At 73.3% G+C, this 14,390-nt stretch carries 11 protein-coding genes, 1 tRNA gene and 1 pseudogene; 10 read left to right on the top strand and 3 right to left on the bottom strand.

Annotation, left to right across the window (positions count from 1 at the left end; all coding sequences use genetic code 11):
• The first annotated feature begins 2 nt into the window (after positions 1-2).
• From ACGF3I_RS07185 to ACGF3I_RS07170, 4 genes are read left to right on the top strand one after another with little or no spacing between them, the layout of a single operon-like run.
• Complete coding sequence (locus tag ACGF3I_RS07185; RefSeq protein ID WP_393129591.1) at positions 3-437, top strand: roadblock/LC7 domain-containing protein; 435 nt, start codon at positions 3-5, stop codon at positions 435-437.
• Positions 438-439: 2 nt separating this feature from the next.
• Entirely contained in the window at positions 440-811 is a 372-nt protein-coding gene (locus ACGF3I_RS07180) for a DUF742 domain-containing protein (protein ID WP_393129590.1), read from the top strand.
• Positions 789-1,406: an ATP/GTP-binding protein gene (locus tag ACGF3I_RS07175; RefSeq protein WP_393129589.1), complete on the top strand. Its 618-nt coding sequence runs from the start codon at positions 789-791 to the stop codon at positions 1,404-1,406. The genes ACGF3I_RS07180 and ACGF3I_RS07175 overlap by 23 nt, the downstream gene beginning before the upstream one ends.
• 2 nt (positions 1,407-1,408) lie before the next feature.
• The gene (locus ACGF3I_RS07170; RefSeq protein WP_393129588.1) at positions 1,409-1,978 is read left to right on the top strand and encodes a GAF domain-containing protein; all 570 of its coding nucleotides are present in this window, start codon (positions 1,409-1,411) and stop codon (positions 1,976-1,978) included.
• 24 nt (positions 1,979-2,002) lie between these two features.
• Here the strand turns inward: ACGF3I_RS07170 and ACGF3I_RS07165 are convergent, their stop codons facing one another.
• The gene (locus ACGF3I_RS07165; RefSeq protein WP_393129587.1) at positions 2,003-3,208 is read right to left on the bottom strand and encodes an acyl-CoA dehydrogenase family protein; all 1,206 of its coding nucleotides are present in this window, start codon (positions 3,206-3,208) and stop codon (positions 2,003-2,005) included.
• Between the two features lie 1,352 nt (positions 3,209-4,560).
• On the opposite strand from ACGF3I_RS07165, the gene ACGF3I_RS07160 reads away from it, so the two are divergent.
• The 5 genes and pseudogenes from ACGF3I_RS07160 to ACGF3I_RS07140 all read left to right on the top strand — a co-directional run bounded on the left by ACGF3I_RS07160 (position 4,561) and on the right by ACGF3I_RS07140 (position 10,440).
• Positions 4,561-5,745, top strand: a complete 1,185-nt coding sequence (locus ACGF3I_RS07160) for a Gfo/Idh/MocA family protein (protein ID WP_393129586.1) — start codon at positions 4,561-4,563, stop codon at positions 5,743-5,745.
• Positions 5,746-5,884: 139 nt separating this feature from the next.
• Positions 5,885-5,958, top strand: a tRNA-Pro gene (locus tag ACGF3I_RS07155).
• A 159-nt stretch (positions 5,959-6,117) separates the two neighbouring features.
• The gene (locus tag ACGF3I_RS07150) at positions 6,118-8,487 is read left to right on the top strand and encodes an FHA domain-containing protein (protein ID WP_393129585.1); all 2,370 of its coding nucleotides are present in this window, start codon (positions 6,118-6,120) and stop codon (positions 8,485-8,487) included.
• A 10-nt stretch (positions 8,488-8,497) separates the two neighbouring features.
• Positions 8,498-9,214: pseudogene (locus ACGF3I_RS07145) on the top strand (hypothetical protein); the annotation flags it as partial.
• Positions 9,215-9,423: 209 nt separating this feature from the next.
• On the top strand, positions 9,424-10,440 hold the full coding sequence (locus ACGF3I_RS07140) for a serine/threonine-protein kinase (protein ID WP_393129584.1): 1,017 nt from the start codon (positions 9,424-9,426) through the stop codon (positions 10,438-10,440).
• Positions 10,441-10,472: 32 nt separating this feature from the next.
• Here the strand turns inward: ACGF3I_RS07140 and ACGF3I_RS07135 are convergent, their stop codons facing one another.
• The gene (locus ACGF3I_RS07135; protein ID WP_393129583.1) at positions 10,473-11,771 is read right to left on the bottom strand and encodes a streptophobe family protein; all 1,299 of its coding nucleotides are present in this window, start codon (positions 11,769-11,771) and stop codon (positions 10,473-10,475) included.
• 249 nt (positions 11,772-12,020) lie between these two features.
• On the opposite strand from ACGF3I_RS07135, the gene ACGF3I_RS07130 reads away from it, so the two are divergent.
• Positions 12,021-13,337, top strand: coding sequence for a DUF6777 domain-containing protein (locus ACGF3I_RS07130; RefSeq protein ID WP_393129582.1), 1,317 nt, complete (start codon positions 12,021-12,023; stop codon positions 13,335-13,337).
• Positions 13,338-13,386: 49 nt separating this feature from the next.
• Here ACGF3I_RS07130 and ACGF3I_RS07125 read toward each other — a convergent pair whose 3' ends face one another.
• The gene (locus tag ACGF3I_RS07125) at positions 13,387-14,373 is read right to left on the bottom strand and encodes a helix-turn-helix transcriptional regulator (RefSeq protein WP_393129581.1); all 987 of its coding nucleotides are present in this window, start codon (positions 14,371-14,373) and stop codon (positions 13,387-13,389) included.
• Between the last annotated feature and the right edge of the window lie 17 nt (positions 14,374-14,390).

Below are 14,390 nucleotides of genomic sequence, written 5' to 3'. Positions count from 1 at the left end.
CCATGGCGAGCGATGCGCCGACCGGACACGTCTCGGACCTCGACTGGCTGCTGAGCGGACTGGTCCAGCGGGTGCCCTACACCCGCAATGCGGTTCTGCTCTCCTCCGACGGTCTGGTGAAATCCGTCCACGGCCTCGACACCGACAGCGCCGACCACATGGCGGCCCTCGCCTCCGGGCTCTACTCGCTCGGCCGCAGCGCGGGCGCGCGTTTCGGGGACGGTGGCGAGGTCCGCCAGGTCGTGGTGGAGCTCGACTCCACGCTGCTCTTCGTCTCCACGGCCGGCTCCGGCACCTGTCTCGCCGTCCTGGCCGGCCGGGAGGCCGACGCGGCGGTGCTCGGCTACGAGATGGCGATGCTCGTCAAGAGCGTACGGCCCTACCTCGTGACCCCGGCCCGGCAGGGCGCGGGGGCACCCAGCGGTCTGAGGGGCTGACCATGGCGGCCCCGCAGGACGGGCCGTGGCTCGACGACGCGGCCGGGCGGCTGATCCGCCCCTACACGGTGAGCAACGGCCGCACCCGGCCCACCGCGACCCTGGACCTGCTCTCCCAGGTCATGGCCACCGGCACCGCGCCCCAGACACATCTGGGCCCCGAACACTCCCAGGCGCTCGGCATGTGCAAGGGGCCCACCTCGGTGGCGGAGATCTCGGCGCACCTACGGCTGCCGGCCGTCGTCACCAAGGTGCTCGTCTCCGACCTGGTGGACTGCGGGGCGGTGACCGCACGGGCCCCCCACTACGCCCACACGCCCACTGACCGATCTCTGCTGGAGGCAGTGCTCGATGGCCTACGACGACGGCTTTGACACCCTGCCCGGCAGGGACGCCGGAGACCCGTTCCCGACCGCGCTGAAGATCCTCGTCGCGGGCGGGTTCGGGGTCGGCAAGACGACCTTTGTCGGAGCGGTCAGCGAGATCGAACCGCTCTCCACCGAAGAACTCCTCACCACGGTCAGCGCCGCCCACGACAGCCTCGAAGGGATCGAGTCCAAGACGACCACCACGGTCGCCATGGACTTCGGCCGCATCACCCTGGACGACCGCCACGTGCTCTATCTGTTCGGCACCCCCGGGCAGGAACGCTTCTGGTTCATGTGGGACGAGCTGTCCGAGGGGGCGCTCGGCGCGGTGATCCTGGCCGACACCCGGCGGCTCGACGAATGCTTCTCCGCCGTCGACTTCTTCGAGCGCCGGGGCATCGGATTCCTCGTCGCCGTCAACGAGTTCGACGGCTCCTACCGCTACGACCCGGAGGAGGTGCGGGCCGCCATAGACCTCAAGCCCGAGGTCCCCGTCGTGCTCTGCGACGCCCGCATCGGCAGCTCCGGCATCCGCACGCTGGTCACCCTGGTCCAGCACCTGCTCGCCACCATCCCGGCAGCCACCAGCCATGGAGCCTGACTATGACGTACGACCCGACCGGACATCTGCTGCTCACCCCCGTCGACCGGGAGGCGCCGGTGCGCGTCCAGCGACTGCGTCAACTCGGCATGGGGGAACGGCCCGACGCCGCCTTCGACGACTTCGCCCGCAAGCTCGCCGAGGTGACCGGCGCGCCCTTCTCGATGGTCAACTTCATCGATGAGAACCGGCAGTTCTTCGCCGGCCTGCACACCCCGAACGGCACGCACAACGGCTCGGACCTCAACGCGGCGGCCGCGGCCGGCGGGGTGAGCCGGATCATGGCCCGCGACCACGGGTACTGCCCGCACGTCGTGGTCCGGCGCAAGGCGCTGGTCCTGGAGGACGTGTGCGACTACCCGCGCTTCGCGGGCAACCCGGTGGTGGACGAGATCGGCATCCGCTCCTATCTCGGGGCGCCGCTCATCGACCGTACCGGCATCGCGCTCGGCACGATCTGTGTGGTGGACACCGAGCCCCGGCCCTGGGGCAGGGCCGGGCTCGAAACGATCAAAACGATGGCCGCCGAGCTGATCGAGCAGATCCACCGGCGCGAGGACGGCCATTTCTGAGCCGTCCCCGCGGCGCGCCCGCGCTCAGTGGGCCGAGGCCGGCTCCGGCATCCGCACGACGTCGGACAGCCGCTGAGACCACTGCCCCTTCGCCTTGCCGAGCGCCACCTCGGCCAGCCGGAGCAGCTGGACGTCCGAGGTGCCGGCGGGCGCGAAGATGTGATGGGCGTCGCGCAGATACCGCTCGATGGGGCGGTCGGTGAACAGACCGGCCGCCGCATGGATCTCCATGGCGGTACGGGCCGAGTCCAGGGCCGACTCCACGTTGACCACCTTGGCGTTCATGAGCTCCGCGTCGCACGGCAGCCCCCGGTCGAGCAGCCCCACCGCGTGATAGGCGACCAGGCGCGCCGTCATGACCCGGGACTGGAGCTGCCCCAACTTGATTTTGATGTTGGGCAGTTCGTACAGCGGTTTGCCGTAGCGGATGCGCTCGGCGCAGAACCGGGTGGTCTCCTCCAGGATCGCCTGGTGGATGCCGAGCGAGACCGCGGTGAGGTTGGCCCGCCCGTACAGCACGCTCGACGAGTACGCCACGGCCAGCCCGTCCCCCTCCTCACCGAGCCGGTTCGAGGCGGGGACACGGCAGTTGTCGAAGCGGACCTCGCCGAAGCTGAAGCCGTGCAGCCCCATCGCCTCGCGGTGCTCGCCCAGCGAGAAGCCGGGGCGGTCGGACTCCACGAGGAAGGCCGAGAGCCCCGAGGAGCCGGGTCCGGTCCGCAGGATCACCCCGTGCAGATCGCCCACGTGGCTGTTGCCCACGTACACCTTGCGGCCGTTGAGCACGTAGTCGTCGCCGTCGCGCACCGCGCTCGCCGCCATGCCGAGCACATGCCCGCCCGACTCGGGCTCGGTGACCGCGATCGTCGGCAGGCACTCGCCCGCGGCGACGGCCGGCAGCCAGGTCTTCTTCTGCTCCTCGTCCCCGAAGTGCACGATCTTGGCCACACCGAGCTGCGAGGCCTGCACCATCGCCCCCATGGCGCCGCTGACCCGCGACAGCTCCTCGATGATGATGGTCTTGCCGAGGTGCCCCACGCCCATCCCGCCGTACGCGGGACTGACGGTGGCGCCTATCCAGCCCTGCCGCGCGATGAGCCGCGACAGCTCGTGCTGCACGGTGCGCGCGGCCTCCATCTCGGCTATCCGCGGCCGTACCTCGCGTTCCGCGAAGTGCCGTACGTCCTCCCTCAGTTGCTGGTGAAGCCGGCTGGTGAAGTATCCGTCCATCCCGCGAGCCCTCCTCCGCGAAACGCCTGCCACGGGAGGCCCCGGCAGGTGGTGCATCGGCAGTGGTCCCGTCCCGAAGAGGCCGACCTCCTCATGCTGTGAACCGCCTTCGTCTCCCACACCATCCTTCGTCAACTTTGGCCAGAACAAGGCCTGTTGACCGATGGATGACGATCCGTTGTGTGCGCCCCGGCCTGTTCGGTCCCAGTCGATTGCATCCCCTTCACACAACTTCCTGCCACATGACGACGGCAAAGGTTTCGTGGGCAAGTGGCACTGAGGGTCAGAAAACGGAAGGGGACGGGCACGGACGTGACATCCCGAGGCATTTGCAGAACCGATTCGGCTTCGACATCGCCGAATTCGGGCGCCCGTTCACGCGTGCGGGTGAACGATCGGAGCCCGCGCCACCCCGCCGACCAGCGCTTTGTGCCGTCTGGGGTGGCGTCGGGTGGCGGATCGTAGGGTGGCGCGGCGGCAAGCGGTGCGGAACCCGCCGGCCACCGCGCGGCCGGGCTCCCGCGCCCCGCGCCTGCGGAACCCGTCCCGACCTGCGGTTTGTCGCTCCCGCGCCGGGTCGGCGGACCTCGGCCGCGCCGCGTACCGGGGTGCCCTCGGGGGGTGGCGCGCCGGACGCGGGACCGCCTCGGTCGCCCGGCCCGGGCCGCGACGGGCCGGGCGACCCACGGGCGGTGATCCCCAACGACCCCTGTCCGTAAGGGAGTCAAGCCCTCCGGTAAGGGGCGCCGGGCTCCTTTCGGCGGCGCGCCGGTGGCACCGGAGGAGAGCGCGTTGGCGTGCGGACCGGCGCGAACGGTGCGTCGGGGTGGCGGAGAGCGCCTGGCGGAGCGCGCGATACGGAACCGCGCGCCGGTCCCGCCCGGGCCCCGCGGCGGCACTCCGGCCCGGCCCGGCATCGACGTCATCCGGACACGGGGACGGGGGTGGGGCCTCGGGGGGCGGTGTGCCGCACGGACCGGGTGTGCCGTGGTGGGGCCCGGGGTGTGGGGAAGTGGTGAGGAATCCGGCCACGGGGGCCGGGCCCGGGGCGGCCCTTCCCGTGACCGGCCCCGGCAGGTCCGCGGCCGGGGCCGATCGGCCCGGGCCGGGCGGGCCTCGTGGGGGCCGCGGTGGCCGGCGGCGCGCCCCGGCCGCGGCGGACCGGTCCGCTCGCCGTGCGGTGGTGTGTGCTGGAGTGGCCGTGGTGGGCCCGTCCCGGCCCGGGGTGTGCCGGGCGGGCTGCCGGGAGTGCGGGGGGAGTGCCGGCCTCCGCGGTGTCGTGCGCCGCGGGAACCGGCCGGCCCGCCGCCACCCCGCCCGCCCCAACACCCCCCGACGTGAAGGAAGTTGACATGAACGACCTCCGTATCGGCGTGATCGGATACGGCATGCGCGGCACCCTCGCGCGCACCGCGCACCGGCCCGGTCGCGGCTGCGTCGTCGCCGCCGTCGCGGACCCCGACCCCCGGGCCCGCGCGGCGGCGCTCGCCGCCTTCCCGGACGCCCTCGTGACCGCCGACCACCACAAGATGGTCGAGGCGCCCGACCTGGACGCCGTCCTGGTCCTCACCCCCGACCACACCCACGCCGACGTGAGCGTCGCCGCGCTGCGCGCCGGCAAGCCGGTCTTCGTCGAGAAGCCCCTGGACATCACGGTCGAGCGCTGCGACGAGATCCTGCGCACGGCGCACGAAACGGGCACCCGGCTGTACGTCGGCCACAACATGCGGCACATGCCCGTGATCCGGATGATGCGCGACCTGATCGCCCGCGGCGCCATCGGCACGGTTAAGACGGTCTGGGTGCGCCACTTCGTGGGCTATGGCGGCGACTGGTACTTCAAGGACTGGCACGCCGAGCGCGGCAACACCACCGGCCTCCTGCTCCAGAAGGCCGCGCACGACATCGACGTCGTCCACTGGCTGTCGGGCGCCTACACCCGGGACGTCCAGGCGATGGGCGACCTCATGGTGTACGGGGACAACCCGCACCGCCGGGCACCCGGGGAGCCCAAGACCGACGACTGGTACACCGAGGACGGCCACTGGCCGCCGCACACCCAGCGCGCGCTCAATCCGGTGATCGACATCGAGGACGTCTCGCTCGTGAACATGCGCCTGGACAACGGTGTCCTCGCCTCGTACCAGCAGTGCCACTTCACCCCCGACTACTGGCGCAACTACACGGTCATCGGGGACGCGGGCCGCCTGGAGAACTTCGGCGACGGCCCGGGCGGCCAGGTGAAGGTCTGGAACTCCCACCGCTCCGGGTACCGCGCGGTGCCGGACGAGACGTACGACATCCCGGACGCCCCGGACGACGACGCCGGGCACGCGGGGGCCGATCCGCTGATCATGGACGAGTTCCTGCGCTTCGTGCGCGACGGCGGCGTCACCGACACCTCGCCCGTGGCCGCCCGCATGGCGGTCGCCGCCGGCTACGAGGCCACGGCCTCCCTCAGGTCCGGCGGCACCGCACGCCGGGTGCCGGACCTCGACGCGGAACTGGTGGCGTACTTCGAGCAGGGACAGCGATAGGGGTCAGGGACAGGAGGGGGGCGCCGGGCGGCCGAGCCGGCGCGGGGCGGCACGGGAAAGGGGTTCGTGACCACCCCGGGAAGTGCGGTATTGTTCTCATGCACGAACGGCCGGGGGAAACCCCAGGTCAGACGGGCATCGGGACGTGGCGCAGCTTGGTAGCGCACTTGACTGGGGGTCAAGGGGTCGCAGGTTCAAATCCTGTCGTCCCGACTCGAAAGAGTCGCAGATCAGGGCCGGTGTCGGAGAAATCCGACACCGGCCCTGATCGCTTTTCGGCGGCCTCCGCGGGGGCCGCCCCCGCCCCTGGGCCGGCCCGGTTCAGCCGGTGCGCCCAGGCGACAAAAGGGGCTAATGGGTAGAATTCACCGCATGGGAGAGTGGCGGCCCAGTGCGGTGAGCCCGCCCGAGCTCGTCCTGGAGACGGACACCGGATCCACGGTGATGAGCCCGAGCCGGGACTACCACGTGGGGCGCGACCCCTTGAGCGACATCGTCTTCGACGACGCCCGCGTCTCCTGGCACCACGCCGTCCTCCACGCCGAGCTGGACCACTGGACGATCGAGGACGAGCACAGCACCAACGGCACCTACGCCGACGGGCGGCGCGTGCAGGCGGGGGACATCGGGCCGGGCAGTGTCATCCGCTTCGGCAACGTCACGGACGGGCCCCGCGCAGTGCTCGTCGGCCGCGCTCCTCCCGAGCCGGTCCGCGCCGAGCGCCCCTCCGCCGTGAGCATGCCCTCGGCCACGGGCACCTTCCGCCGCCCGACGACCGTGCGTCCCCTGCCCGCCCGTACGGTCCGCATCGGCCGCGCCGACGACAACGACGTGGTCATCGACGACCTGGTCGTCTCCCGCAGGCACGCCGAACTGCGGCACCTGGCGGACGGAACGTACGAGATCGTCGACGTCGGCAGCCACAACGGCACCTATCTCAACGGCCAGCCGGTCGCCCGCGCCCCGGTCGCGCCGGGGGACATCGTGGGCATCGGCCACCGCGCGTACTGCCTCGTGGGCGACGAGCTCCAGGAGTACGTGGACACGGGCGAGGTGTCGCTCGACGTCCAGGGGCTGACGGTCACCGTCGACCGGGGCCGCAAGACCCTTCTCGACCAGGTCTCCTTCCCGGTCGGCGAGAAGTGCCTGCTGGCCGTCGTCGGACCCAGCGGCGCCGGCAAGTCCACCCTGCTCAACGCCCTCACCGGGCTGCGCCCCGCGGACGGCGGCACCGTCCTCTACGACGGCCGCGACCTCTACCGCGACTACGCGGAGCTGCGCCAGCGCATCGGCCTCGTACCGCAGGACGACATCCTGCACGCCCAGTTGACCGTGCGCCGCGCGCTCGGATACGCCGCCGAGCTGCGCTTCCCCCAGGACACCGAGAAGGCGGAGCGCCGGGCCCGGGTCGACGAGGTCATCCGCGAACTCGGCCTGGAACAGCGCGTCGACCAGCCCATCCACAGCCTCTCCGGCGGCCAGCGCAAGCGCGTCAGCGTCGCTCTCGAACTGCTGACCAAACCCTCACTGCTCTTCCTGGACGAGCCGACGTCCGGACTCGACCCCGGCATGGACCGCTCGGTCATGCACATGCTGCGCGGCCTCGCCGACGACGGCCGCACGGTCATCGTCGTCACGCACAGCGTGCTCAGCCTCGACGTGTGCGACCGGCTCCTGGTGCTCGCCGCGGGCGGCCGGATCGCCTACTACGGACCGCCCAAGGACGCGCTCCCCTTCTTCGGCTTCACGCAGTGGCCCGAGGCGTTCGAGGCCTTCGAGGCCGACCGGGACCGGGACTGGGCCCAGGAGTACCGGGCATCGGCGCTCCACCAGCAGTACATCGCCAACGCCTCCGCCCAGCCGTTCCCCGGGCCCCTCGCGCCGGCCGGCGCGGCCGTGCCCGCCTCCTTCGCGCCGCCGCCGAAACCGCAGAGCTGGGGCTCCCAACTCCGCACCCTGGTACGGCGTTACGCCGCCGCGCTCGGCGCGGACCGGACGTTCCTCGCGATCATGATCGCGCTGCCGTTCGTGATGGGCGCCATGGCCCGCGCCCTCGCGGGGAGCAGGCTGACGCAGGAGACGGCGATGAACGCGCTGCTCATCCTCTGCGTCGGCGGAGTCCTGACCGGCGCCGCCAACGCCGTCCGGGAGTTGGTCAAGGAGCGCGTCATCTACCGGCGGGAACGGGCGGTCGGGCTCTCCAGATCGGCGTACCTGATGTCCAAGGTCGTCGTCCTGGGGACGATCACCGTGCTGCAGGCCGTCGTCCTGACCCTGGTGGCCCTGCTGGGTGTCGACCTCAACGCGCCCGGCGGCAAGGGGGTTCTCCTGCCACCCCTGGTGGAGGTCACTCTGGCGGTGGCCCTGCTGGCCTTCACCGCCATGATGCTGGGGCTCCTCGTCTCGGCGCTGGTGCGCAAGGAGGAGGTGACGATGCCGCTGCTCGTGCTCCTCGCCATCGTCCAGGTGGTGTTCTGCGGCGCCCTCCTCAAACTGAACGGGGTGCCCGGCGTCGAGCAGCTCGCGTGGCTCGTGCCGTCGCGCTGGGCGCTGGGCGCCATGGCGGGGACCATCGGACTCGGCAGGATCGTGCCGGGGGACCTGACCGCCGACCCGCTCTTCCAGCACTCCGCGGGTGTCTGGCTGCTCAACCTGGGCATGCTGGCCGTCCTTTCGGCCGTGTTCGGTTACGCGGTCGCGAGGCTGCTGCGGCGCCACGAACCCGCCGTCATGCGGAAGTAGGAGCACCTGGATGACCACCGCCGACTTCCGCCCCACACATGTCGTCCCCCAGGACGGGCTGCCCGCCTGGGAGGCGCCGGACGTGGACCGCCCGACGCTGCCGCTCGACGCGCTGCTGCCCGTGCAACTGGTCGACCGGCTCGGCGACTGGGGCCGGATCGTCTGCGCCAATGGCTGGTCGGCGTGGGTCGACGCCCGGCTCCTGCTCGCGGTGCCGCGGGATCCGCCGGGCGCGAGCGGCCCGCTGACCCGGACGGCCGACCCGCGCCCGCTTCTGGCCAGGACCGAGGAGGCCGTCGCCGCTTACCGGCGGGCGGCCGAGGACCTGGCGGGCGGCAGCACCGACGGGGAGTCCTTCCGGCGCCGGACGCGCGGACTGCGGGTGGGGGTGGTCGTGGACGGCGAATCGGTATGGCTGTACGACGCGGAGCACGAGCGATGGGTGTACTGCGACGGGGCGCGGCTCAGTACGTACGCGGCCGAGGGCGGGCCGAGCGTCGAGGGGCGTGGGGACGGGGACGGGGCGGAACCTTCGCGGGATGCCCGGGATGCCCGGGATGCGCGGGGTGCGGGGGATGCGCGAGATGCGAGGGATGCACGGGACGCGGAGGAGAGGGGTGCTGGTGGTGGGGCGGGGCCGGTAAGGCGGCCGGAACCGACGCGGGTGGTCGGGGCTGTGGCCCCTGTGCCGGATGCGGAACCGACCGCGGTTGTCCCGGCGGTCCCGGACGCGTCCGACGGAGCTGGGGGCGGGGTCGGGGACGCGCAGGCCGTGCCGCCGGAAAAGGCCGTGGACGGAGCTGAGGCAACGCAGGTCGTGCTCCCGGTTCGGCCGGGGGGCGGGGCCGGGGAGACGCAGGTCGTGCCGCCAATTCAGGCCGGGGGCGGGGCCGGGGCAACGCAGGTCGTGCCGCCGGTTCGGCCCGGTGAGCGCTGATGGCGCGGGCGGCGGGGGAACCCGGCCCGAGCCCGCACTCCGGGCGGCCCTCCGAGCTGGTCGGGCAGCAGATCGCGGGATACCGGGTCGAGGGGGAGATCGGCCGGGGCGGCATGGCCGTCGTCTACCGCGCCAAGGACCTGCGCCTCGACCGGACCGTCGCCCTCAAGCTCCTCGCCCCCGAACTCGCCCGCAACGACACCTTCCGGCAGCGCTTCACGCACGAGTCACGTGTGGCCGCCGCGATCGAGCACCCGCACATCGTGCCCGTCTTCGAGGCGGGGGAGACGGACGGGGTCCTCTACATCGCCATGCGGTACGTCCCCGGGCGCGATCTGCGCCACCTGCTCGACCACGCGGGCCCGCTCTCCGTCGAAGCCGCCCTCCGCATCGCCACCCAGGTCGCGTCGGCGCTCGACGCCGCACACGACCACGGCCTGGTCCACCGCGACGTCAAGCCGGGCAACATCCTCGTGGCGAAGGGCACGGACAGCGACCACCCGGAGCACGCCTACCTCACGGACTTCGGGCTCACGAAGAAGTCGCTGTCGCTGACCGGATTCACGACCGTCGGCCAGTTCGTCGGCACCCTCGACTACGTGGCCCCGGAGCAGATTTCGGGCCGCCCGGTGGACGGCCGGTGCGATGTCTACAGCCTCGCCTGCGTCGTCTACGAGACCTTGGCGGGCGGGCCGCCCTTCCAGCGCGACGACGACATCGCCCTGCTCTGGGCCCATCAGTACGACGAGCCGCCCCGCCTGTCCGAGAAGCGGCCCGGTGTCGCCGCCGCCCTGGACGCGGTCCTCGCGCGGGCGTTGGCCAAACGTCCCGACGAGCGGTACGGATCCTGCCTCGCGTTCGCCGCCGCGCTGCGGACCGCGGCCACCGGGGGCACTGCGCCGGACCACCCTCCGACGCGGGTGGACCGCCCCGTCGCGGGCGTGCCGAGCGGAGCGGGCGCGCCTCCGGGGCCGCCGAGCTGGGCCCGCCCCGTCTTCCGGGACCTGACCGGCTGAGCCGGGGCCTGGCCGGCCGACCCGTGCCCGGCTCAGGCGGGGTCGGTCTCGACCGCTCCGCGCCGGTGGACCCGCCGCGCCAGCAGCCCGCCGATGAACCCCGAGACCAGCCCCCAGGCCACGGCCAGGAGCAGGGCCCGCCACAGCTGGGGCCGCAGTTCCACCAGGCCCGACAGGCCGCCGCCGAGGTCCCCGATGCCGAGGAGGGAGAGCCCGTAATGGGCGGACACGCCGGCGAGGAGGCAGACGGCCAGCACCGTCAGGGTCAGCGCCACCGCCATGTGCACGGCGTGCTGCCAGACCCGCATCCGTACGGGGGACCGGGCCGCCATCAGGAACGCGGCGCCCAGCACCAGGACGGCGGCGACGACGAGCAGCCACCACACCCGCCCGTCGTGATCGGCGAGCGTGCTGAGGCTGAGCGTGGTGTCGTCCGGTGTGCGCAGCACGTCGTTCAGGACCCGGGGCATGGGCAGCCCGAACGGCCCGTCCACCCGGCCCTCCCAGGACGCGCCGAGGCCGAGCGTGAAGGCGAGCCAGAGGAGGTTGGGCAGTCCGAGCAGCAGGACCGCGAGCGTCTCGGCGGCATGTCCGCGCGTCACCGCCACGACGACGCCGATGACGAACCCCAGGGCGACGTACGCCAGCAGCAGGACCACCATCGCGTGGGCGGCGGGGCGCACCGACTCCTGGAAGCGCAACAGGCGGGCGGGGAGCGGCGCCCCGCGCGAGACGAGCAGGGCCAGCACGAGGACGCCGGCGAGCCACAGCACTCCGAAGATGAGGGTCAGCGGCACATCGGCCGCGAACCCGACCCTGGGCGAGGAGTCGAGGACGTCACCGATGGCATCGGCGGGGCCGCCAAGGGCGATCGTGAAGCGGTGCCGGGCCAACAGGCCGAGGCCGACCAGGAACACAAGCCACAGCACCGCGATCCGCGCGGCCCAGCCGGCCAGTTCCCTGACGTCGGCGACCGCACGGTGGCGCAGCGGGCGGAGGAATCCGGCGGCCATCGTCAGGGCCCCGGCGAGGGTGACGGAGAGCGGAAGCACGGAGAGCCCGGCCTGCGTGTCGGCGATCACCCCGGCGTCACCGGAGAGCCCCACCGAACCCCCGACCGCCATGACGACCACGGCCGCCACCACGCTCGGGAACGCCCCGCCGGGCAGGTCGGTCGCGCCGGCGGCCCAGAGGCCGAGCGCGGCGACGACGGCCATGACCGCCAAGGAGGCGATCACGGCCAGCAGGGCGTGGGGCCAGCCATGAGGGGCCGGCCGGCCCTGCTCCGCGCGTCGCGCCGCTGTCCGCCGGGGCGGTGTCTGCTCGCTCACGGTGTCACGCTAAGCAGCGCCGGACCGCCTCGCCCGTCGGGAGGGCCGACCGCGTCAGCTTGCGGGCTCCCCGGAGCCGATGCACACAATGGGCGCGTAAGGGACAAATCGCCCGAGGTGGCAGGGGTGCCGAGCCGGTCCCCTGCCGGGCGCCAGGCACTCCCGCACCCGCCGGACCCCGCACACGCCTCACCCGCATACGCCAAGACCCACTTACGCCGGATCACCCTACGCAGGGAAGAAGAGTTCGTGAGCGTCGAGCCGCCGTCCTCAGGACGCCCCACAGGACCGCCTTCGGGCCCGCTCTCGGGCCCCTCGCAGCCGACCCCCTCCGGGCCGGGCGACACCCAGGCGGGCGCGACCCGCGCCGGGTCGGCACCGCCACCGGGAGCCGGGCGACCGTCGGGCCCGCCGGGCGGCGGCCCGCCGAACGGTCCGGGCGGCGGCGGGCACGGCGACGGGCCCGGCGGGCCGGGCTCGGGATCCGGTCCGGGATCCGGTCCGTCCCGTCCGTGGTGGAAGTCGGCGCCCCGCGTCGCGGCGATCTCCGCGGTCGTGGTGGCCGCGGTGGTGCTGGCCGTCGTCCTGACGCGCCCCGGCGGCTCGTCGCACGGCACGTCGGCGGCGGGCGGCGGCGAGGTGCTGCTCCAGCCCGCGGGGAAGGCGGGGCCCGACCCGTTCACCGGGTCGACGGCCCGCGGTGACTCCGCGCCGTCCTCTCCGGTCGCGCTGCCGAGTGCGTCGGCCTCGGCCAATGTGACGCGCGGTGTCGACGGGGCGGCCCCCGGCCTCTACGGAGGGACACGGAACGTCGGCAGCTGCGACGTGGAGAAACAGGTCGCCGCACTCCAGGACGAGCCGGCCAAGAACAAGGCGTTCGCCTCCGTTCTCGGCATCGGACCGTCCGCCGTGCCCGACTATCTGCGCGCGCTCACGCCCGTACGGCTGCGGCTGGACACCCGCGTGACCAACCACGGCTACCGCGACGGCGCGGCCACCAGCTACCAGGCCGTGCTGCAGGCCGGTACCGCGGTACTCGTCGACGACCGCGGTGTGCCGAGGGTGCGCTGCGCCTGCGGCAACCCGCTCCTTCCGCCCGTCGCCCAGAAGGGCACACCGAAGCGGACGGGGGAGGCGTGGCCCGGGTACCAGCCCGCGAACGTCGTCGTCGTGGCGCCCGCGGTCAAGGTGGTGAACAAGTTCGTCGTGTACGACCCGGACAGCGGTGCCTGGTTCGAGCGGCACAAGGGCGACACGGGGACCGGTGACAGGAAGACGAACCCGCCGGTGACCCCTCCCTCCTCGTCACCGTCCGACTCGCCGTCCGTCAGTGAGTCGCCGTCGACGTCCAGCCCTTCGCCGTGCGAGTCGCTCTCCGGTGGCCCGTCCAAGGCCTGCCCGCACACATCCGGCCCCTCGTCCGCGCCGCCCTCGCCCCCCTCGTCGCCCGCCACGCAGCCCCCTTCCTCGCCCGCGACGCAGCCTCCCTCCTCGGCCTCGCAGGGGTCGCCCGTGTCGTCCCAGCCCGCGCCGCCGTCGTCCTCCGGGGCGGACGGCGGGGCGTGAGCCGGTGCGTGCCTGACGGGTGGCCCCCCGGGTCAGCCGGGCCCCCGAATCAGCCGGGCCGGCCGGGCCGGCCGGGTCCGGCGGCGTTGGTCGCCGGGCCGTACAGGGCGGCGAGTTCGGCGGCCAGTGAGGCCAGGCGCTCCCGGGCCCGCGGGGGCGCCACGACCTCGACGCGCCGGCCGAGACCCGCCAGTTGCGCGGCGACGATCTCGGCCGAGGGGCCGTCCACCTCGATGTCCAGGCGGCCGTCGGGGAGCGTACGCACGATGCGCAGACGGCCCGCGAACAAGCCGTGCAGGAGGGGCTCGACGTCGGCCGCGGCGCGGGCGGTGACCGTGGCCGCGAGCATGCGCTCCTCTATGCGGGCCGCGAGCGTCCGCCAGGCCTCCGCGAGGTCGAAACCGGGCGGGCGCACGACGGGAGCCCCGGTCGGGGTGACCTGGGTGATGCGGCTCAACCGGTAGACGCGCAGCCCGCGTTCGGTGCCGGCGACCAGGTACTCGTTGCCCGCCTTGGAGGCGAGGCCCAGCGGATGGACCGTCCGCTCGTCGGCGGGGCTGCCGGGCCTGGCGTATCCGAGCCGTACCTGCACGCCGTCCACGACGGCGTGCCGCAGCGCGTCGAGGTGTGCGCTCGGCGCGGTGACGGGGGAGCGCGACCAGTCGAGGCCGTCGGTGACCTGGGCCCGCGCCGCCGCCTCGGCGTCGGCCCGCAGCGTGGACGGCAGCGCCCGCACCAGTTTGCGCAGCGCCGTTCGCGAGGCGGGCGTGGTCGAGAGCGGGCCCGTGACGAGGAACAGCGCGCGGATCTCGTCGGCCGTCAGACCCGTGAGGTCGGTCCGCGCGCCGCCGACCAGGGACCAGCCGCCGCCGCGCCCCCGCTGCGAGTAGACGGGCACGCCGGAGGCGGCGAGGGCCTCCAGGTCGCGCCGGGCGGTGCGCTCGGACGTCTCCAGCTCCGCGGCCAGTTCGGCGACGGTCACCCGGCCCCGGGTCTGAAGGAACAGCAGGGTCGCCACCAGGCGGTCGGCTCTCATACGATCGATTCTCACCG

Origin of the sequence: Streptomyces sp. NPDC048111 (assembly GCF_043202815.1) — a bacterium.
Classification (GTDB): domain Bacteria; phylum Actinomycetota; class Actinomycetes; order Streptomycetales; family Streptomycetaceae; genus Streptomyces.
Note: the sequence above shows the minus strand (reverse complement) of the source record. Positions and strands in the feature narration are given on the sequence as shown.